Raw genomic sequence first — 20,674 nt, forward strand, 5'->3', positions numbered from 1 at the left:
CCTTTTCACGGTGTCTTCATCACCAACTGTGAACTTAGTATGAATCAACTTAGGAAGACTATACATGATGAGCCAATTTTTCACATCTACAGGAAAAAAGTGTAGGAAATACTTCGTGTTTGTTTAGAATTGTTTTTACTTATTACGCTATACCCATATACAAAATGCTTATGATGTAGGGTATGAGAGATTATACTAGCACCGTTATGGTAGATGCCTACTCCCTATCGAGCTTATTTAATTCTTGAATAAATTTTGCGACAGTATCATAGCGCTGATGCTTTGTATCTTGTGTGCTTTTAAAAACGATTTTGAGTTTATTACTTTCTGTTCCTAGCTGTACATTTCTACCATAATTATTAGCAAGCTCAAATAATTTAGCACCATCAATCTGCTGACTACGGTTCTCTTCTACAAGTAATTCAATTTTTGCGTTCTTTTCGCTAATGGATTCGACTCTTTCCCGCTTCGCACTCATTTTGAGTTTAGTAACAGTAAATAAATTTTCTACCTCGACTGGGTAATCGCCAAATCGATCCATCAACTCATCCCTTAATTCGGTAATATCCTCTGATTCTTGAATAGCTTGGAATTGCTTATAAATATCAATTTTTTGCTTCTCATCCCGAATATACGTTTCAGGGATGTACGCATCAAGATTTAAGGCAAGCTCTGGCTCAAATGGCTTGATATCCTCAAGCTCTTTGCCAGCTTTTCTTGCATCAATTGCATCTTTCAACATTTGGGAGTACATATCGAACCCGACTGAATCGATGAACCCATGCTGCTGAGAACCAAGCAAATTACCAGCCCCACGAATTGATAAGTCACGCATAGCAATTTTAAAACCAGAACCAAGCTCGGTAAACTCCTTAATTGCCTGAAGACGTTTTTCTGCTACCTCTGTTAGCACCTTGTCTTTTTTGTAAGTGAAGTAAGCATATGCAACACGATTAGAACGTCCAACGCGGCCACGTAATTGATAAAGTTGACTCAACCCCATACGGTCAGCATCATTTACAATTAAGGTGTTTACATTTGGAATGTCTACACCTGTTTCAATAATAGTCGTACTAACTAATACATCATATTCTCCTTCCAAAAAGGCAAAAATAACATTTTCCAGCTCTGATTCATTCATTTGCCCATGAGCAACAGCAATACGTGCATCTCCCACAAGGGTTCCTAAATCTCTTGCTACCTTATCAATATTTTCCACACGATTGTACAGGAAGAATACCTGGCCACCTCTAGCCATTTCTCTTTCAATAGCTTCCCTCATGAAAATAGGATTGTATTCCATAACATAGGTCTGGATTGGAAAGCGATTCTCTGGTGGTGTCTCAATAACAGAGAGATCTCTCACACCAAGCATAGACATATGAAGCGTACGTGGAATCGGGGTAGCCGTAAGGGTCAATACATCTACATTTGTTTTTAACTGTTTTATTTTTTCTTTATGCTTTACGCCGAAACGCTGCTCTTCATCGACGATAAGTAAACCAAGGTCACGGTACTCCAAGTCTTTAGAGAGGATACGATGTGTTCCAATGACAACATCTACCGTTCCCTTTTTTAAACCATTGGTTGTTTCGGTCTGTTGTTTTCTTGTCCGGAACCTGCTCATTAGTCCAATGTTAATCGCGTGATCCTGGAATCTTTCCCTTATTGTTTCATAATGCTGTTGTGCCAGAATAGTTGTGGGGACAAGAATAGCTACTTGTTTCCCGTCAGCAACAGCCTTGAATGCAGCACGAATTGCCACCTCTGTTTTTCCATAGCCAACATCCCCACATAGCAAGCGGTCCATTGGTCTTTCTCGTTCCATATCACTTTTAATCTCTTCAATACATCTTAGTTGATCCTCTGTTTCCTGGTAAGGGAAGGATGCTTCAAACCCACGTTGCATCTCCGTATCTTCTGAAAAAGCGTAGCCCTTTTTTGCCTCCCGCTCGGCATATAGCTTAATTAAATCATCAGCAATATCCTCAACAGAAGATTGCACTTTGCGTTTAACTTTCGTCCACTCACTACCGCCCAGTTTATATAGTTTAGGTTCTTTACCTTCTGATCCGACAAATTTCTGAACCTGGTCAATCTGATCTATTGGCACAAACAACTTGTCATCACCAGAATATTTAATGAGCATATAATCCTTGTGCATGTCTTTTAACTCAAGTGTTTCAATGCCAAGATAGCGACCAATACCGTGATTGGCATGCACTACATAATCGCCAACCTTTAAGTCTTGGTAGTTTTTGATCCGTTCTGCGTTGGATATCTTCTGTTGTTTTCTTTTCCGTTTGGTCTGTTTTTTGAACAGTTCCTTTTCCGTGATCAAGACAAGCTTATGCATTGGCAGTTCAATACCACCATTCATATTTCCTACTGTAATGACAGGCTTTTCAGCAGGAAGCTCAGGGTTCTGCTTTACAGACGCCTCAATGTCATAATCGGCGAAAATCGAATGAATTTTTTCTGCTCGTGTTTCGTTTGGTGCAAGAATGACAACAGAGAAATCACCCTTCTCCCAACGAATCAACTCATTCTTGAATAAATGCATTTGGCCGTGAAATTCTTGCATCGCTCGTGATGACAGATTGATAATATTTTGCGGTTGCGTATTCGGTATATGCCGCAGGAAAACAGACATATAGAGACGCTGATGCCTTAGATGTTCCCAAACCTGGTTCCAATCAAAAGAGAATGTACTGTTTTTCACCATTCGGTTTGATTCCAGGAGACTGCTATACCATTCCCCTTCTTCCGTATCAAGGTTTATTGCTGTTTCCTGAATTCGGCTCATCTCATCCATTATGATGAGACCATTATCAGGTAAGTAATCTAACAAACTAGCAGGTTCCTGATATAAAAATCCAATATATTTGTACATTTCTTGAAAACGTTCCAGATTTTTAAGTCGATCAATATCATGGGAAACCGCTTCATTTAACATTTCCTTTGCTTCAGAAGACTTAAGGTTCTTCATGCTGACAGCCAAGGCTTCTTCGAGGCGCTCACCACCTGATAGAATATCCTCTTGAGTGAGCAATAACTCTGTTGCTGGGCCAACCGTAACGTTCTCCAATGTATCCAACGATCGCTGGGTCCCTGCATCAAAATATCGAATGGAGTCAATCTCCTCATCAAACAACTCAATTCGAATCGGATGTTCTTCTGTTATCGGATATACATCAATAATACCGCCACGTCTACTAAACTCTCCAGGCGAAGCAACCATAGAAGCATGCTCGTAGCCCATATCAATTAACGAAGACAAATAATTGTCAATTTGTATCTCTTCACCAAGCTTAAAAACAAGCTGATATTTCTCCCAATAGTTTGTAGGTGGAAGTAACCGCTTCAACGCAGCAACCGGAGCAATTAAGACACCGGTTTCCTTCTTCGCCCATGAAGTTAAGGACTCAATTCGTTGACTTCTTAATTCAGGACTGGCAATCGCTATCTCAGAGGCTATTAACTCATTAACAGGGTAAAGATGTACGGTATCCTCTTCCATTATTTCAGATAAATCATCATATAATTGCTGTGCCTGAACAAGCTGGTGTGTCACTAATAAAACAGGCCTTTTTGTCGATTCGTTTAAAATAGACACAAGAATACTTCGTGCAGAGCCGGAGAGCCCGGCCACGAGTTGTTCTTTCATGCCGCTCTCTATCCCACTAATAATTGATTGTATATCCTCTTTAGACTTTAAATACTTATTAATACCTTTCATTCTTAAACCTCCGCCTGCAATACTATAAAAAACAGAGCCCCATACTAAGGAACACCGAGTAAAAATAACCCATTCTTAGGTTAACAACCGCAAGACCCGATCCTCTAAGGCCACATAGCACTAAAACGAAATAACCTTATTATATGGAACTTCAATAAGATGCCTAGTTTCTGGGTGCTCGGAGCTAATGAATAAGCGCAAAAATGCTTTGGCTTAAACACCAAAGCTTTATTGCTTTCTATTGAATAAAAAAATCTAGCTCATGATAATGAGGATGGTGACCTAATGTATCCTCACAGCTTTCACAAATAGAGATTATCTCCATGTCGCCATTAGCATTATATTTTATCATATCTTCTTTTTCCTTTGTGGTTAATTGATCAAAACCAAGCATCGTTGACTCTACGACGTGTTGATCTAACCTTCCAATCTCTTTCGTACAATGTCTGCACTTATAAATAATAGGCACTAATAAAACCTCCTTGGAAACCAACAAGATGTCTTGTTTAGTTTTACCCCAAAGCCGTTTCCTTATACCTATGTACAAATAACTCAAACTAGCACTTAAACGCATAACTAGTTGATGGGTTGTCAGCTATTATAATCATTCATTACTTCTAAAAATGGCTTATCTAACCACAACTCGCATGCATCAGCAGCCTTCTCAATACTTAGCTGTACATCGCTCTGTTCTGCTTTATGGAAGTTTCCTAAAACGTAGTCTACTACTGGTACTGGTGTGGTAGGTCTGCCAACCCCGATTCGAACCCGTTTAAATTCCTTTGTACCTAAATGAGAGATAGTGGACCTTATTCCATTATGACCTCCATGGCCCCCTTTTTGTCGCAGTCGTATTTTCCCTGGAGGAAGGTCAAGGTCATCATAGATGACAAGGACATCTTCCACGTCAATGGAATAGTAATCCAGCAGTGGCCTAATCGCATCTCCGGATAGGTTCATATATGTCTGTGGTTCTACGAGAAGCACTTTATTCCCGTTAAGTGTCTCCATCGCATAATCCGCATTAAATTTAGATTTATTTAAGGACCAGCCATGGCGGCCTAATAATTCATCTATCACCATAAAGCCAGCATTATGTCTGGTATCCTTATACTTCTTCCCTGGATTACCCAGTCCTACAATACACTTCATTTTAACGCTTCCCTTTTTTTAAATATAAACGTGTGCTCTTCGCTTTTGTTCGGCTAGCTACGAGTGCCAGAAACTAGGCGACTTCGCTAATCTCCCTACAATAAAGAAGACTTGCCGATTGGTGTAACCAGAGGCTTAGTCGCACTTATACCCGGAGGGTGAAAGTCATCATCGTTTCGCACAATTAAGGTCGGTCGACTAAATTCGGCCTTGCCGGCCAACGCCGACATACCCCTTTTGCAGGGGCATGATTCCTTTTCGCTTTCCAAGCATAAGATTCACTATCATTTTAACATTCGTTAAAATTGAGTTCATCTAATCTCCTACGGTTCAGTCCAAAAGGTTTTCGGTGGGGCGAGTAATCGCAGCCCCAGTTCGTACGTGGGCCCGGAGGACCCGGGTCATGCCGACGTTGCCCCAGAACGGGGCGTTCTTAGTCGGCCTTCCTTATTACGTGTGCTCTTCGCTTTTGTTATAGTTATACAATACAACAAACCTCCCTCTTTGGAGAGGGAGGGTATATATATTTTCTCTATTAACTATTTTGATTAACTAAGCAACGCCTTATCAAGATAGACGTACTACTTATTCTCTTCGTTTAGCGTCTCTGCTTCCGGATCGACTAATTCAGGTTTATCATCGCTGTCTGGTGCTTCTTCTACATCGTCAAGTGTATCTGGAGCAAGAATTGTTGCAACAGTAGTATCTTGTTCATCTAGAATTTCATAGCTACCTGAAGTTGGTAGGTCTGCAACAGTTAAGCTTTCTCCGATTTCCAGGGAGCTTATATCCACTGTAATTTCTTCCGGAATACTATTAGGCTTAGCGCGAACCTGTAAAACATATAAAGGTTGCTGCACTACACCGCCGTCTTTAGAACCTTGTGCCTCGCCTTCAAGACGTAGCGCCACTTCTACATCCATATCCTCAGACATGTTGACTACATAGAAGTCTGCATGGATTAGCTCGTCCTTAATTGGATCAATTTGATAGTCATGCAGCATTACATCCACTGCTTCACTATTCTCTATATCAAGAGAAATAATAGCATTTCTACCTTCATCGCGAACTGTTTTCACTAGTTCAATACTATCAACAGAAATTGCCTTTGGTTCCTTAGCTTGTCCATAAACTACAGCTGGAACTCTTCCACTGTTTCTTACCTGTTTCGTAGCTGATTTTGTAAGATCTTCTCGGTTTGTTGATTTTAGCTTTACTGCCATATTCATCACCCTCCAAATTAGTTAAAAAACTTATTAGTTTTCTCTCTTTTATGTCTCGTGTGTATATTCTTTGCAGTTCCTAGCAACCTTTCGCATGTTTGCTTTAAGGTTTTACTAGCCTTTCTAAAACAAGGTCCATTAAGATATTACCCATTAAATCAGTCTGCTAAACATTTAATCAAACAAAATACTTACGGATTGCAACTCGTGAACTCGAATAATTGCTTCCCCAATTAACGGTGCAACTGATAGTGGTGTGATTTTATCACTCTTTTTATCATCTGTTAAAGGGATGGAATTTGTAATAACTAATTCCTTGATCTTTGAGTTATCAATTCTTTCGATTGCTGGACCAGAAAGAACAGGATGTGTACAACAAGCATACACTTCTTTCGCTCCATTTTCTATTAATGCATTTGCTGCAAGTGTAATGGTGCCCGCTGTATCTATAATATCATCAATTAATATTGCTGTCTTACCTTCAATATTACCTACAATATTCATCACTTCGGCAACATTTGGGCGTGGCCTACGTTTATCTATAATCCCGATCGGGGCTTTTAGGCGATCTGCCATTTTACGAGCTCGTGTAACACCACCGTGATCTGGGGAAACGATAATAATGTCATCTAGATTTTTTGCTTCAAAATAATCAGATAGGATAGGAACCCCTTGTAAATGGTCGATAGGGATATCAAAGAACCCTTGAATTTGTGGTGCGTGAAGATCAAGTGTAATCACCCTTGTAGCACCAGCTGTTTCAACAAGGTCTGCAACCAGCTTTGCCGCAATTGGTTCACGGGATCTTGCTTTACGATCCTGACGGGCATAACCATAGTAAGGCATCACAATATTAATAGATTTCGCTGATGCACGCTTTAGCGCATCAATCATAATTAATAATTCCATCAAATGCTCGTTTACTGGGGAGCATGTTGACTGAACGACATATACATCACAGCCGCGGATACTTTCTTCCAGATTAATCTGAATCTCACCATCACTGAAACGAGTAACTGAACATTTGCCCAGTGTTGTGCCAATGTGGTTAGCAATGTCTTCTGCCAATTTAAGATTTGAATTTAAAGAGAATACTTTCAAAGATGAATCTTTGTAAGTAGATGCCATGAGTTAAAACCCTCCGTTAATCTTTTTGTCTGTTTTTAATTTTTGATGCGTACCCTTCCTTATTCGTTTGTCTGGCACGCGCGACAGACAGCGAATCTTCTGGGACATTTTTGGTTATAGTAGAGCCAGCAGCGACGTAAGAACCTTTGCCAATTGTAACTGGTGCGATTAAATTAGAATTACATCCAATAAATGCATCGTCCTCTATTGTTGTCAAAAATTTATTCTTTCCATCATAGTTCACTGTAATTGTACCACAACCAACATTAACATTGCTTCCTACTTCTGCATCGCCAATATAACTTAGATGGGAGACTTTGCTGCTATCCCCGAGGGTTGTTTTCTTTATTTCAACAAAGTTTCCAACTTTTGCTTCGTCTCCAATAGAAGAATCAGGGCGAATATGTGCATATGGACCGATTTTAACGCGGTCTCCTATATGACTATCAGTAGCCACACTTTGCTTAATGACCGTATTTTCTCCAACATAACAATTCGATATTTCAGTGAAAGGGCCGACCTCAGCATCACTTTTTATGGTAGAATTTCCTTTAATTACCGTTCCGGGGTGAATAACAACATCTGGCTCAATAACAACATCAGGATGGATGTACGTATTGCTTGGATCAATAATTCCAACTCCATTACGTAAATGCTTCTCATTTATTCGTTGTTTCATGATTCCTTCAGCTTGGGCTAAAGCGACTCTGTCATTAACACCAAGAGTTTCTTCAAAATCAGGAGTTAGAAAGGCACTTACCACGTCAGACTGTCTACGAAGGATTTCAATTACATCAGGCAAATAGTACTCCCCTTGTGCATTATCGTTCGATACGTGCTCAAGAGCTGCAAATAAGGCCTGATTATCAAAGCAATAGGTACCTGTATTTATCTCATCTACCATAAGTTCCTGTTCATTCGCATCCTTGTGCTCCACAATTCTCTCTACTTCGTTTTCTTCATTACGGATAACCCTACCGTACCCAGCCGGATTCGGCGCCTTGGTAGTAAGGATCGTTGCTTTTGCACCTGTACGTTCATGGTGTGCAAATAGTTCCGCGTAGGTTTCACCCTTGATTAAAGGTGTGTCCCCGCAAACAACAATGGTGGTTCCCTCTTTATCCTTTAAGAGGTCCTTTGCCTGAATAACGGCATGTCCTGTACCTAATTGCTCTTCCTGGACAACTAATTCACTTTCGTGTCCTATGTATTCCGCGACTTTATCCGCACCAAAACCAACCACAGTAACCACACTTTCTAGGTTTACCGTCTTCACTTGTTCCAATACATGCTGAACCATAGGGCGTCCCATTACTGGATGTAGTACTTTATATAATTTCGATTTCATTCTTGTTCCCTGACCCGCTGCTAAGATTAGCGCATACCGATTTGCCATTAGGAGACCTCCATGTTTGTATTAAGCTTTATCCATCCTATATTCAACTACTAAAAGCTGGTGAATTTAACCCTTCATGTCTACCAGTAAGAACTCCACATACAAAAGGAAAATTCAGGGACCAGACTGCCAGTATTTGTCCGATTCTGCTCACTAACAATCAGGGGTCAAACGAGCCCGCTAATTGAAGTTTCACTTTATCCATAATGAATATATCTTAAATAGCCATGGATTTCAACACTATTAGCTCTTCTAACTACAAAGAAAAGGGGATTAATGATGAGGAGATAGGTGGTAAAGATTGAATGTATTATGCTCTTTTTCTCGCAAAAAAAGAAGGCTAACCTGTTGTAAGATTAGACCTCTAGTTGTTTTCACGCAGGTTTATGGTTTAGGAAGCGCCCGCTTCTTCATATTCCACATCTTCTTCCCCTGCACGACGATATTCTTCTAACACAGCATCTTGAATTTTCCCGCGTGTTCCAGAATTAATTGGGTGTGCAATATCTCTGAACTCTCCATCCGGAGTCCGCTTGGAAGGCATTGCTACGAATAAACCGTTGTTCCCATCAATGACACGGATATCATGTACGACAAATTCCTGATCCAGTGTAATTGAGGCAATAGCACGCATTCTTCCTTCTGTATTGACGCGGCGTAATCTAACGTCTGTTACTTCCATGATGTTTCACCACCTTTTCCCATTAGAACTTAATTAACAAGTTCAACAAATAAAAGGAAAATCCTTCTTTTTATAAGAAAAAAATTTATTATTTTCAAAAAAAGCGGGAAAGGAGGCTTTGTCTGCTACAAAAATCGTTATTCAGAGGACTTTTCACCTATATTACCTAGCTGTACTTCGATCTTTTTACCCTTAATATCTACATTGGAAATTTTAATTAAGGAAGTATAGTTGTCTACCACTCGTTCTTCTTCCTCATCGTCCGCTTCGGCAAGCACTCCAATGGCTTTTACATTTGCATTAAATTCTTCAAGGAGACTTACCATACCGGTAATCGTTCCGCCAGCTTTCATAAAATCATCAATAATACAGACATTGGCACCTTCCTGTAAACTCCTCTTTGGTAGGACCATTGTTTGAATCTTACGTGAAGACCCTGATACATAATTTATACTTACAGACGATCCTTCTGTCACTTTTGGATCTCTTCTCACAATAACGACAGGGACATCAAGGAACGATGCTACTGCATAAGCTAGCGGAATCCCCTTTGTCGCTACCGTAACGACAACGTCAATTTTTGACTTTGAAAAGGCGGAAGCAAAGACACGACCAATCTCTTTTACTGTTTTGGGGTCTCCCAAGATGTCACTCATATATAAATATCCACCAGGAAGAATTCGAATTGGATCCTCTAGCTTTCTTCTCATCTGTTCGATAAACTGAAAGCTTTTCTGCTGGGAAAATTCAGGGATAAACTTTACTCCCCCTGCAGCACCAGTAGTACGATTTAAATAGCCCAGCCCCTCTTGCTGAAACACTGCGTCAATTATATCCATATCCTCGCTGACGGAAGCCTTTGTTGTTTGCAGAAGTTGGACAAAGTATGGTAATTGCACATGCTCTCTAGGGTTTTCTAAAAAAAAGTTAGTCAATGTAACCAAACGATTGCTTCTTTTCATTTCCACACCTCAAAACCGAATATTTCCCCACATTATAACATTAATATACGTAAAATCAAAAGTAGAGAGCGATTTGTATATATCAATTGAGAAAAAGTAAGCATGTCCTGCAAAAGAGTATACCGACAACGGGCGTAAAAACCGATTTACGAAGCAGCCTAGTTCGTGGAACTTATAGCTAGACGCTGTACAGCCAACCCATAAATTACTTTTGATAGTTAAGGATCTTTATTTCATTATTTAAAAAGGTCATCCTAAAAGTCTGACCAAAAAGACTTCTTCACAAAACCCTCGCATACTGTTGTAGATACGATGTGCTTTATTTTCTTGCATAACAAGACCATAAACAGTCGGCCCACTTCCGCTCATTAACGTTCCAGTAGAGCCAGCTTGTATCATTGCCTCTTTAATTTGACGCACTTCTGGATGTCTTTCCATCGTTATATTTTCTAGCGAGTTCCCCAAGTTTGTACACATCCTTGAAAAATCGCCTTCCTCCAGTGTCTTAATTAACTCTTTGGTAGTTGGATGAATAAGCTCATCCAACTTGATTTGTTGGAACACCATACCTGAGGATACACCTATATTTGGCTTGGCAAGCACCACCCAGCAGGCGGGTGGCGCTTTAAGCGATTTGACTATTTCTCCGCGTCCTGATGCAATCCCTGTACCTCCGTAGACACAAAAGGGCACATCCGTTCCAAGCTCCGCTCCCAAATTTGCAAGATCCGATAAAGATAAATTCATGGACCAAAGACGATTGAGGCCACGTAGCACAGCAGCAGCATCTGTACTACCACCGCCTAGCCCAGCGGAGACTGGTATGTTTTTTTCAATCTTTATATGAACCCCAGCTTTAATATCATAACGTTCCTTAAACAAAGCTGCAGCTTTATATGCTAAGTTCCGTTCATCATTTGGAACGAATCTACTCTCAAGGGAAATCGTTATCCGATCCTTTTTCATTTCATGAAATTCAATCCGATCAGAAAGGTCGATGGTGGTCATAATCATTTCAACATTATGGTAGCCATCATCTCGTTTACTTAACACATCCAGTGATAAGTTAATTTTGGCGGGAGCTTTCTCATAAAGTACCAACACCGTCACCTTCTTGTACATAGATAAACAAATTGTAACATATTAAAAAAACAGTGGCGACCTATGAGCCAAGCACGTTTAAATGCACTTATAAATTGAATTCGTCACCGATTATCATAGTATAACTATTGTCCAAAAAACCAAAAGGCAAACCCTATTAGGGCTTGCCTTTGGTTTGCATATTCTGTTCAGCCATTTCAATTGCACGTTTCACCATATTACCGGCATCTCTTGACTTGATACCGCCCCAGCCCTCTTGCTTTACTGTGTCGTAAAATCCTAACTCCTTTGCAATTTCTTCTTTCAATTGGTCTGACATCATTCCTCTACGTCTAGCCATGAAAGAACAACCCCCTTCTGCATGAGTTTTTACGACACCTATAGTTTATGCTATATTGGCCAACTCAACACCAAGCAGAAGTATGTAAAAAAGGAAAATTATACGCTGGGTTTTTTTGGATTGCAGAAAGGCTTTGAATAAAATAAAGCAGTAAACGTATGTCTACTGCTCCAACATTGATGCGATTGCTCGCTCTTCTGAAAAATTTAACTCTACTGTCTCTGTTAACACGTCCGCATAGCTGTATGAAACACGTTCGAATGCATTTTCTTCTTGGTCCAGCTCCACAATAAAAACTGAAGGATACGTCTCTGCTAGTACTCCGGACCGTTCAATCGTTTTCCTTCTACCACCGTTGGCTCTAAGCTTTAACCGCTGTCCAACGTGACCTTCAAGACCTTGCTTAATTTCGATTAATGTTTTAGCCACTATACTCCACCTCACTGTTAACATTGTAGCATAAGCTTGTTTAATAGTCAAATAAAACTTTTTATTATAACAAGATACCTTTTTTAATGTCAACAATTTATTTTGTCGATTTTCTTTATTATTTGTAAAACTTAACAATTTATGTAATGTTTTTTGAAAATAACTTCCTAAATCTAATGAATGCATGTCCGATTATAAGAAAGAGCAACACTTACCCTATAGGCAAGGTACTCCCTTACATTTCATTTTCGTCCCCCATATATGGCATCCCTGTACGCAGCAGACCTCTTGTTTCCACACCGCCCATTCCTTTTTCTCCACTTAAAGTGTTTCGTAGAGCCTCCCATACACTTACCTTCTCCATAAACGGCGTATAAGCGATTCTAGCAGCGATGTATACTGGATCCAAGGCATGTATGTTAACGCGCCGTGGTGAGCTCGCATAGTTAGCTCCTGCCCTAATTAAAGATTCAAAGTGAGATTGGCAAGCCCCTGCAAATATAACAAGCTGGTCTAAATGAGGCATTCTTTTTCTCGCCTCTCTAACCGTTTCTACAAAATACTTTGAATGCCTATAGGCCCGTAGATCGTTTTTTATGCCTTTATTTTTAGAAAAAGAATCATGACCTGTTATTACGAGGATGTCTGGCTGTATTTTTTCAATTAGAGATCCAATTTCAAGGGGCATGTCTTTCTCGTTCAAATGAATACCATGAACTTGTAGACCCATCCGTTGATACAGTTCAATACATTTCTGTAGATACATTTGATCTCCATCCAAATGAAGCACTTTTGCAGGCAGTTGAAAGATTTTAGCCTCATATTGATAGCCATCTGTCGATTGGTAGTCTCGCTTCTCTTTCAACAACTGATAGTCCTGGCGAAATAATCTATAGGAAAATTCCTCCTGCTCCTTTCCCTTCTTACGCCGCTTTTCCAGTTCCCGCTTTTCTACGGTGATTAGGTCCTCGACTGGTGCGTCAGCTTCAAGTCGAATATCCTCACCATACAACCCAACAATCCCTTTATCCACCCTATCGACTCTAAAGAGCAAATCATGATTATAGGATTTCCTTGTTACTAAACCGCCTTTTCTTACATCCATTTTGTCACAGCCTTCCATTATCCAAAACCTTGCTTATATAGAATATGAAGTACATGAAAGAACGTGCGGAGGCCGTGGGCAAATTCTCTGTAACCGCGAATTATACAGGCAAACAAAGCATGAGTTGGTATACCTCTTTTCACAATCTCTAATCTGTATATACTTTAAATGCAAACTTTTAGTTATATTTAATGTATGATTAGTGACGAAGAGGTGGGACTTGTAAGTTCGAAACGGAAGGAAAGTATTGTGTCCTCAACTTTGACAACGAACCACATAAATCTGCTGAAAGATTGGGTAGATAATTTTTATATATAGAGGGGAAAAGAAGAAGAAATGGAGCTAAACACAAAAAGATTAAAACTTGTCCCTTGTTCCAACGGTGCTTTATCAGCTTATTTTACAAAAGATTACGCGCTGGGACCTCATATTGCCATGTATCTGGAAGAATTAAAAAAAGATGAATCTTCCCTTGGTTGGGGAGTTTGGCTCGTCATCGATAGACAAACGAACAAAATTATTGGGGATATGGGATTTAAAGGTAAGCCTGACCTAGACAAGTCTGTTGAAATAGGTTATGGCATTACGCCTACAGAACAAAATAAAGGGTATGCAACAGAAGCCTTACATAGAATCATTGAATGGGCATTTAACTCTAATATGGTAAATACAATAAGTGCGGAATGCCTTGTGGGAAATACCTCTTCTATAAAAGTGTTAGAGAAGTTAAAAATGCAGAAAATACAAGAAGTCGATGGTATGCTGTACTGGAAGTTGAATAAATAATGGTTATTACAATCTGCGACTTTCATCGTAATCAAAAACACTTGGATTAATATTTTTCCAAGTGTTTTTGTTAATCATTGATAACCGATGACTAATATAGAAGTAATTATTACTCTAACTTAGTTGTGAAAACGCGTTAGCCATTGTAGCGAACTCCTGCATATCCAGGGATTCACCACGCCTTGTCCCATCAATACCTATACTTTCTAAGGTTTGGTTAATTACTTCTTTATCAATATTGCCTTTAAAATAACTTGTCAGGTTATTCCGTAGTGTTTTACGACGCTGGGCAAAACTTGCCTTAATTATGGCAAAAAAGTATTCCTCGTCATCCACTTCTACTGGTGGTTTGTCCCTTTTCACTAATCTTAAAATGCTTGAGTCTACATTAGGCTGTGGCATAAAAACTTTTTTCGGAACATCCATTACAACAGCAGCCTCTGTGTAATACTGGACAGCAATTGTTAAAGACCCATAGCTTTTACTATTCGGTCCTGCTGCCATCCTATCTGCTACCTCTTTTTGGATCATAACTGTCAAACTGGTGACCGGGAGATCCTCATGCAGTAGCTTCAGTAATATCGGCGTAGTAATGTAATATGGCAAATTTGCCACAACATGTACAGGTTGTGTTTCTGAAAAGTTTGCTTTAATCGTTTCTGAGACATCTGCCTTCAAAATATCTTCATTCACAATGTTTACATTGTCGTAATCAATTAGTGTGTCTTGAAGTACTGGTATCAATCTCTGATCAATTTCAAAGGCTACTACTTTGTCTGCATGAATTGCCAGTTGCTCGGTTAAAGCTCCGATTCCTGGACCTATCTCAATGGCTCCAGCTTGCTTATCAATACCGGCATGAGCAATAATGTTTTCCAAGACATTGCTATCAATAAGAAAGTTTTGCCCAAGGCTTTTTTTGAATGTAAATTTATATTTGTTTAATATCTCTTTTGTACGAGTAGGTGTTGCAATATACTTATTATTTGTCATGGCCATCCTCCTGTTGCAATTGCTTCATAGCTTCCTCAAATTGTGCTTTTGTAATTTGAAACATTGTCAAACGCTTTAAAAGTTGTTTTCCATTAGTATGCCCGATTTGTAAAAGCTCACCAAGTCGCTGTCGTCGATTGCTCGCACCTGTTCCCCCAATAAGCCCCTCTTTTACGAGATCTTCCTTTGTTATCTCACTTTGTTCAACTTCCTTTAATTCATACACATCTGCTAATGCTTGTTGGATTGCTTCCAAGGAGGCATGCTCAATCCCTAAGCTGCGTCTCCGTACAGAGTTAGCTCTTGCTTGATCTGGGGTTAAAAATGCATGTTTACATCCAGGAACAGCTTGGTTTACAATATGACGGATTCTTTCTCCAGGATAGTCCGGGTCTGTAAAGATGATGATGCCGCGTTTTTCCTGTGCATGCTTTATCTGTTTTAGGGTTGTGTTGTTTATTGCAGATCCGTTTGTTTCAATTGTATCGGCATTGACGGCCTGTAGAATCTTAGCCGTGTCATCTCTACCTTCCACAACAATTACTTCTTTTATTTTCATTATATTCCTCTTTCTTCTAACAGTATCTCTTTAACGGAATGGAGGTACAGCGAAATCTCCGCTCCGGACAGTCGCTTTCCGAGGGCGGCTGGTGAGCCACCGTGTGCTACGCACTACGGGGTCTCACCTATACCTTTTCTCCCGCAGGAGTCGACGGTCCTCCGCTTCAATTAATGTAATGCCAGGCTAGAATTACGCAATCCTTCAGAGGATTTACTCCTACTATTCTGCCATACCCCATTCCTTCTTACATAATGGAGTAAATGAGGCTTACTTCCAGTTAAGATATTTTCTGTTTATCGTTCTATATAAATAATGCTCTTACCACTATACCATGGTAAGAGCATAAATTTTAATCGAGAACTTTTACTGTTACTGTTTTTCTTCCCCAGCTGTATGCTGCGCTTTTGCTTGGGACGTGGACATCGATACGATTTCCTACGATGTGGCCACCTGTGTCGCCTGCCACTGCTTCTCCGTATCCTTCAACCCATACTCTCGTACCTAAAGGAATCACACTCGGATCGACAGCAATGACCTTCATATTAGGATTTGCGTTAAGGTTAATTCCCGTAGAAGTAAAGCCAGAGCAACCACTACATCCTGCTGTATACGCACTCGCACTCATTGTAAAAACCTTGCCCTCAGAGCTTGATTTCTTGCTCTTTTTCGGTTCTTCTTTAGATAAGGTTACTAGCTTTTCTTCTTTCTTTGGTTCCTGCTTTTTTACTACTTGAGGCTGTTGCTCTTTTGTACCAATTGCAACAACACGATTTTTTGATTCTTTCGTTACCTCTTCACTTACTAACTCTCGGCTTGATTCTTTTCCGTTCTCTTTGACGATCTCGTAAACCTTTTTAATTGTTCCTTCTTCGCCTTCCGCCACTACACGCTCTTCCCCTTTTGGAAGACTACTATCCTCTTGCTTCTCTGTCTCAAACGCAATTGCTTCGCTTACTTCTTCTTTATCTTTTTCAACGCGAACAATGGATATGGAGACCTCTTTAGAAAGTGCTTCATCAAGCTTTGGCTCAATTCTGTCGTCGCTCTCTGGATTAAATTCGATTCCAGCTTCCGCAAGTAAGTCTTTCACATTTCCGCCAGTCGTCCACTCCGTTATTTCTTTTTTACCATCTTGAATAGTAACTTGATATGCTTGTGTTACGTCAATATGTAGTCCATCTTCTAGTGCTGCCTGCATATCGTGAGATACTTCATCACGCTCGGCAAAAGAGAGATTATTCTCTTCCAGGAACGCTTCGATCGTATCCACTGTTGTATAATACTCTTTTTCTTCTCCATCTATTGTTACGATTATTTGTTTCGCTGTTTTGTAGTTAATTTCCATACCGTTTTCTATGGAAGCATCTGCTTTGTGTGATAACAAATCGTGTCCCCCAACGGTAATTCCTGCCTCTTCTAACAGTTGGTCAATCGTTTTTGCATGTGTTCTTACTTTCTGTTTTTCCCCATTATCGTTTAGTACAACCTCTGCCTTTGTGGCATCAAATAGCACTAAACCTGAAAATACAACAAGTGCTAAAACACCAATGCTTGAAATAACCAGCTTCATTTTCGACGCCGGCATTAGCTTTGAAATAATTCGCATGCTTCTGCCCCCTCTCAATGCATTTTTGATTATAGATACAGTTATATGCAAAGTCAAAGTAAATCCGATTACGGTTAAGTTACAATTAGATTACAACTATATCCTGCATGGGAAGTACGAAGCTTACAAGCAGCCAAATACCCCGGTATAAAAGGGCCTATCCTGATTTTTATTTTCAATAAAAAAAGCCTGGCTCTTGTGGCCAGACTCTCTTGTTCATTCCATTGTTTTCCTATATTTTAACATATTATGTTATTTGTTTTACAACCCTCATAATTCGAGCTTAAAAAGAGAAAAGGCGTTTTGTGTCGTAAACTTGCTAAGTTCCTCCAAACTAATTCCTCTTAAATCAGCTATTTGTTCCGCAACCAATTTTACATATGCAGGTTCATTTCGTTTCCCTCTGTTCGGGTGGGGGGCAAGAAATGGGGCATCTGTTTCTACAAGCAGCCTATCCCTCGGAACTTGTACTGCAACTTCCTTAGGTAGGGTAGCATTTTTAAAGGTTACTGGTCCTCCAAGAGAAATATAAAAGTTCATATCCAAACAAGCTTGGACATATTCAACCGAATCATTATAACAGTGCATAATACCACCCACAGATTGTGCATCCTCTTCTTGTAAGATCTCAATAATATCTGTGGTCGCTTCCCTGTTATGAATAATAATTGGCATTTGTACTTTTTTCGCTAATTGAATTTGCTTGCGGAAAACATCTTTCTGAACGTCCTTAGGAGACTTGTCCCAATGGTAATCTAACCCCATTTCCCCGATAGCCACAACTTTTGGATGTGCGGCTAACTCTTCAATCCATTTTAAGTGATCCTCCGTCATATCAATGGCGTCCACTGGGTGCCAGCCTACCGCAGCATAAATCGTCTCGTACTGTTCTGCTATTTCAATGGCAAGTGGTATGGTTTCACTGTCAAAGCCAACTACCACCATGTATTTCACGCCAGCATCAAAAGCCCGTTGGATTGTCTCATCGCGGTCTTCCATAAATTGTCTTGCATTTAAATGCACATGTGTATCAAATAACAATTCTTTTCATCCTCCTTAACAAACCTTACCTTACAGCAATTTTTCTCAAATATAGGTTGTAACTTCTTAAGCTATAGTTATAGAAAAAGGCCATATCCCACTAATGGGACCTGACCTTTAACGTTTATTTTACAACGGAACCATTCGGTAAATCTTGTTCTACAGAAGCAAGGACTAGTTTCCCTGTCTCGTCTTCACCACATAGAATCATACCTTCAGACTTTTCGCCTCGAAGTTTTACCGGTTTTAAATTGGTGACACAAATTACTTTTTTACCTGTTAATTCTTCCGGACTGTAATGCTGCGCAATTCCTGATACAACTTGACGTTTTTCTGTTCCAAGGTCCAGTTGTAATTTTAGCAGCTTGTCTGTTTTCTTTACAGGCTCTGCTTTTAAAACCTCAGCTACACGCATGTCTACCTTCATAAAGTCATCAAAAGCGATTTCCTCTTTTGCTTCATCTTCATGTTTTTCAGGCTCTGTTTCTTCTTCCTGGGCTGGACCCTGCATCATTGCTTTAATGGAAGCTACTTCCTTTTCGACATCAAGTCTAGGGAAAATTGGCTCCCCTTTTTGTACCTTGGTTCCTGCAGGGATGTTGCCTTCTTCATACACACTGTCCCATACATGCAAGGACTCGTCGCCCACATTCAACTGGCGGAAAATTTCACTTGGTGCTTCTGTTAAGAATGGCTGGAGCATAACAGCAGCCTTACGCAGGTATTCTGCTAAATGTGCCATTACATTGCCTAGTCGTTCTTTTTGAGATTCATCTTTAGCCAATACCCATGGCTGTGTTTCATCAATGTATTTGTTTGTGCGACTAATCATCTGCCATAGGGAAGATAAGGCTACAGAGAACTGCATGTCTTCAAGTGCATCCTCTACCTTTTTAATCGTTTCTTTCCCGAAGGCTTCTAGTGAAGCATCAACTTCTGTCTCGCCTGCCTTATAAGCAGGGATTTCTCCATCAAAGTACTTCGTAATCATCGCAACTGTACGGTTTAGTAGGTTTCCTAAATCATTCGCTAAATCGTAGTTTGTGCGTTCTACAAACCCTTCTGGTGTAAAGACACCATCTGAGCCAAATGGAACTTCACGAAGCAAATAATAGCGCAATGCATCAAGACCATAGCGATCTGTTAAACTTACTGGGTCCACTACGTTTCCTTTAGATTTGGACATTTTACCGTCCTTCATAAGGATCCAACCGTGAGCAAATACTTTTTTCGGTAATGGCAAATCAAGAGCCATAAGTAGAATTGGCCAGTAAATCGTATGGAACCTTACAATTTCTTTACTCATTAAGTGGACATCTGCTGGCCAGTACTTTTGATATTTCCCATCATCATCCGTGCCATAGCCAAGCGCTGTAATATAATTAAACAAGGCATCAACCCAAACATAGATAACATGTTTAGGATCGCCAGGAACTTTAACTCCCCAATCAAACGTTGTTCTAGATACAGCAAGATCTTCTAGACCTGGTTTAATGAAATTGTTTAGCATTTCATTTTTACGACTTTCAGGCTGAATAAACTCAGGGTTATCTTCATAGAATTGTACGAGCCTATCAACATATTTACTCATCTTAAAGAAATAAGATTCTTCTTTAACCTTTTCAACTGAGCCACCACAATCAGGACAGTGTCCTTGGTCCAGCTGGCGTTCTGTGAAGAAAGACTCACATGAAGTACAGTACCAGCCCTCATATTGATCAAGATAGATATCTCCTTGCTTTACAAGCTGATCAAATAGCTTAGCTAATACTTTTTTATGGCGTTCCTCTGTTGTCCGGATGAAATCATCATTGGAAATTTTTAGCTTTTTCCAAAGCTCTTGAATTCCTCCAACAATCTCATCAACATATTCCTGAGGAGTCTGCCCATTTTCTTCAGCCTTCTTCTGGATTTTCTGCCCGTGCTCATCTGCACCTGTTAGATACATTACATCATAACCGCGCATTCTTTTATAACGAGCAATCGCATCTCCAGCTACTGTCGAATATGCATGCCCAATATGCAAATTGCCACTTGGATAGTAAATTGGCGTTGTTATATAAAATGTCTTTTTATCTGATGGCATTTTGTTACCTCCTTCAATTGCTAACATCTATTATTAAACTATTCCTATTGTAGCTTTTCTTACGTATTTTGCCAAACCCCTTGCAAGAATCAGTATTACCAAATTCTATATATTCCATAAAGAATGACCTTTTTGTCGAATTATGTCGAAAAAAACAACTTTGTACTCCATTATAACTAGGAGATTTTTACCTAAATTTAAGACAACGTCGTAGCCTAGTATGTAAAACAAATCCCTTCATAACGGTTTATCAAATTTTCCCACTAATTTTATTTTTAGGTAAATATATATTGACAGGCGTGGTAAAGGTTGGTATTCTATTGCTTAGAAACATGTCGAATTA

General features: G+C 39.8%; 18 protein-coding genes. 1 reads left to right on the plus strand and 17 read right to left on the minus strand.

Going from position 1 to position 20,674, the window contains the following annotated elements; genetic code table 11:
- Positions 1–217: 217 nt before the first annotated feature.
- The 12 genes from mfd to yabG all read right to left on the minus strand — a co-directional run bounded on the left by mfd (position 218) and on the right by yabG (position 13,257).
- Complete coding sequence (gene mfd / locus BN985_RS02000; protein ID WP_042220777.1) at positions 218–3,739, minus strand: transcription-repair coupling factor; 3,522 nt, start codon at positions 3,737–3,739, stop codon at positions 218–220.
- Positions 3,740–3,977: 238 nt separating this feature from the next.
- Positions 3,978–4,208 (minus strand): anti-sigma-F factor Fin family protein, encoded by a 231-nt coding sequence (locus tag BN985_RS02005; RefSeq protein ID WP_042220778.1) that lies wholly within the window; start codon positions 4,206–4,208, stop codon positions 3,978–3,980.
- 122 nt (positions 4,209–4,330) lie between these two features.
- Positions 4,331–4,891 (minus strand): aminoacyl-tRNA hydrolase, encoded by a 561-nt coding sequence (gene pth, locus BN985_RS02010; protein ID WP_042220780.1) that lies wholly within the window; start codon positions 4,889–4,891, stop codon positions 4,331–4,333.
- A gap of 581 nt (positions 4,892–5,472) precedes the next feature.
- Complete coding sequence (locus BN985_RS02015) at positions 5,473–6,114, minus strand: 50S ribosomal protein L25/general stress protein Ctc (RefSeq protein WP_042220781.1); 642 nt, start codon at positions 6,112–6,114, stop codon at positions 5,473–5,475.
- Positions 6,115–6,288: 174 nt separating this feature from the next.
- Positions 6,289–7,242 carry a ribose-phosphate diphosphokinase gene (locus tag BN985_RS02020; protein ID WP_042220782.1) on the minus strand — a complete coding sequence of 318 codons (954 nt, stop codon included), beginning with the start codon at positions 7,240–7,242 and terminating at the stop codon, positions 6,289–6,291.
- 16 nt (positions 7,243–7,258) lie between these two features.
- On the minus strand, positions 7,259–8,638 hold the full coding sequence (gene glmU / locus BN985_RS02025) for a bifunctional UDP-N-acetylglucosamine diphosphorylase/glucosamine-1-phosphate N-acetyltransferase GlmU (RefSeq protein ID WP_042220784.1): 1,380 nt from the start codon (positions 8,636–8,638) through the stop codon (positions 7,259–7,261).
- A 391-nt stretch (positions 8,639–9,029) separates the two neighbouring features.
- Entirely contained in the window at positions 9,030–9,320 is a 291-nt protein-coding gene (spoVG, locus tag BN985_RS02030) for a septation regulator SpoVG (protein WP_036578205.1), read from the minus strand.
- 137 nt (positions 9,321–9,457) lie between these two features.
- The gene (gene purR / locus BN985_RS02035; protein WP_042220788.1) at positions 9,458–10,282 is read right to left on the minus strand and encodes a pur operon repressor; all 825 of its coding nucleotides are present in this window, start codon (positions 10,280–10,282) and stop codon (positions 9,458–9,460) included.
- A gap of 249 nt (positions 10,283–10,531) precedes the next feature.
- Positions 10,532–11,383 (minus strand): 4-(cytidine 5'-diphospho)-2-C-methyl-D-erythritol kinase, encoded by an 852-nt coding sequence (gene ispE / locus BN985_RS02040; protein WP_042220789.1) that lies wholly within the window; start codon positions 11,381–11,383, stop codon positions 10,532–10,534.
- Between the two features lie 157 nt (positions 11,384–11,540).
- A complete protein-coding gene (locus BN985_RS02045; RefSeq protein WP_042220790.1) occupies positions 11,541–11,723 on the minus strand; it encodes a small, acid-soluble spore protein, alpha/beta type in 183 nt (60 codons plus the stop codon).
- A gap of 162 nt (positions 11,724–11,885) precedes the next feature.
- Positions 11,886–12,152 carry a biofilm formation stimulator Veg gene (gene veg / locus BN985_RS02050; RefSeq protein ID WP_042220791.1) on the minus strand — a complete coding sequence of 89 codons (267 nt, stop codon included), beginning with the start codon at positions 12,150–12,152 and terminating at the stop codon, positions 11,886–11,888.
- A 235-nt stretch (positions 12,153–12,387) separates the two neighbouring features.
- On the minus strand, positions 12,388–13,257 hold the full coding sequence (gene yabG / locus BN985_RS02055; protein WP_042220792.1) for a sporulation peptidase YabG: 870 nt from the start codon (positions 13,255–13,257) through the stop codon (positions 12,388–12,390).
- Positions 13,258–13,593: 336 nt separating this feature from the next.
- Here yabG and BN985_RS02060 point away from each other — a divergent pair, with 336 nt between their 5' ends.
- The gene (locus tag BN985_RS02060) at positions 13,594–14,043 is read left to right on the plus strand and encodes a GNAT family N-acetyltransferase (protein WP_042220793.1); all 450 of its coding nucleotides are present in this window, start codon (positions 13,594–13,596) and stop codon (positions 14,041–14,043) included.
- 114 nt (positions 14,044–14,157) lie between these two features.
- Here the strand turns inward: BN985_RS02060 and rsmA are convergent, their stop codons facing one another.
- From rsmA to metG, 5 genes are all read right to left on the minus strand, one after another.
- Complete coding sequence (gene rsmA / locus BN985_RS02065) at positions 14,158–15,036, minus strand: 16S rRNA (adenine(1518)-N(6)/adenine(1519)-N(6))-dimethyltransferase RsmA (protein ID WP_042220794.1); 879 nt, start codon at positions 15,034–15,036, stop codon at positions 14,158–14,160.
- Positions 15,026–15,595, minus strand: coding sequence for a ribonuclease M5 (gene rnmV, locus BN985_RS02070; protein ID WP_042220796.1), 570 nt, complete (start codon positions 15,593–15,595; stop codon positions 15,026–15,028). Before rnmV ends, rsmA begins: the two co-directional genes overlap by 11 nt.
- 352 nt (positions 15,596–15,947) lie before the next feature.
- Entirely contained in the window at positions 15,948–17,204 is a 1,257-nt protein-coding gene (locus tag BN985_RS02075) for a G5 and 3D domain-containing protein (protein WP_042220797.1), read from the minus strand.
- A gap of 270 nt (positions 17,205–17,474) precedes the next feature.
- Positions 17,475–18,245 (minus strand): TatD family hydrolase, encoded by a 771-nt coding sequence (locus BN985_RS02080; protein ID WP_042220798.1) that lies wholly within the window; start codon positions 18,243–18,245, stop codon positions 17,475–17,477.
- A gap of 124 nt (positions 18,246–18,369) precedes the next feature.
- Positions 18,370–20,331, minus strand: coding sequence for a methionine--tRNA ligase (gene metG / locus BN985_RS02085; RefSeq protein WP_042220799.1), 1,962 nt, complete (start codon positions 20,329–20,331; stop codon positions 18,370–18,372).
- Positions 20,332–20,674 lie beyond the last annotated feature (343 nt).

Origin of the sequence: Oceanobacillus manasiensis (genome assembly GCF_000724085.1) — a bacterium.
GTDB classification, from domain to species: domain Bacteria; phylum Bacillota; class Bacilli; order Bacillales; family Amphibacillaceae; genus Oceanobacillus_B; species Oceanobacillus_B manasiensis.

Excerpts from the sequence above, each read along its gene's own strand:
- mfd (WP_042220777.1), bottom strand. The coding sequence starts at position 3,739 with ATGAAAGGTATTAATAAGTATTTAAAGTCTAAAGAGGATATACAATCA.
- pth (WP_042220780.1), bottom strand. The coding sequence starts at position 4,891 with ATGAAGTGTATTGTAGGACTGGGTAATCCAGGGAAGAAGTATAAGGAT.
- BN985_RS02015 (WP_042220781.1), bottom strand. The coding sequence starts at position 6,114 with ATGGCAGTAAAGCTAAAATCAACAAACCGAGAAGATCTTACAAAATCA.
- BN985_RS02020 (WP_042220782.1), bottom strand. The coding sequence starts at position 7,242 with ATGGCATCTACTTACAAAGATTCATCTTTGAAAGTATTCTCTTTAAAT.
- glmU (WP_042220784.1), bottom strand. The coding sequence starts at position 8,638 with ATGGCAAATCGGTATGCGCTAATCTTAGCAGCGGGTCAGGGAACAAGA.
- spoVG (WP_036578205.1), bottom strand. The coding sequence starts at position 9,320 with ATGGAAGTAACAGACGTTAGATTACGCCGCGTCAATACAGAAGGAAGA.
- purR (WP_042220788.1), bottom strand. The coding sequence starts at position 10,282 with ATGAAAAGAAGCAATCGTTTGGTTACATTGACTAACTTTTTTTTAGAA.
- BN985_RS02045 (WP_042220790.1), bottom strand. The coding sequence starts at position 11,723 with ATGGCTAGACGTAGAGGAATGATGTCAGACCAATTGAAAGAAGAAATT.
- yabG (WP_042220792.1), bottom strand. The coding sequence starts at position 13,257 with ATGGATGTAAGAAAAGGCGGTTTAGTAACAAGGAAATCCTATAATCAT.
- BN985_RS02060 (WP_042220793.1), top strand. The coding sequence starts at position 13,594 with ATGGAGCTAAACACAAAAAGATTAAAACTTGTCCCTTGTTCCAACGGT.
- rsmA (WP_042220794.1), bottom strand. The coding sequence starts at position 15,036 with ATGACAAATAATAAGTATATTGCAACACCTACTCGTACAAAAGAGATA.
- rnmV (WP_042220796.1), bottom strand. The coding sequence starts at position 15,595 with ATGAAAATAAAAGAAGTAATTGTTGTGGAAGGTAGAGATGACACGGCT.
- BN985_RS02075 (WP_042220797.1), bottom strand. The coding sequence starts at position 17,204 with ATGCGAATTATTTCAAAGCTAATGCCGGCGTCGAAAATGAAGCTGGTT.
- metG (WP_042220799.1), bottom strand. The coding sequence starts at position 20,331 with ATGCCATCAGATAAAAAGACATTTTATATAACAACGCCAATTTACTAT.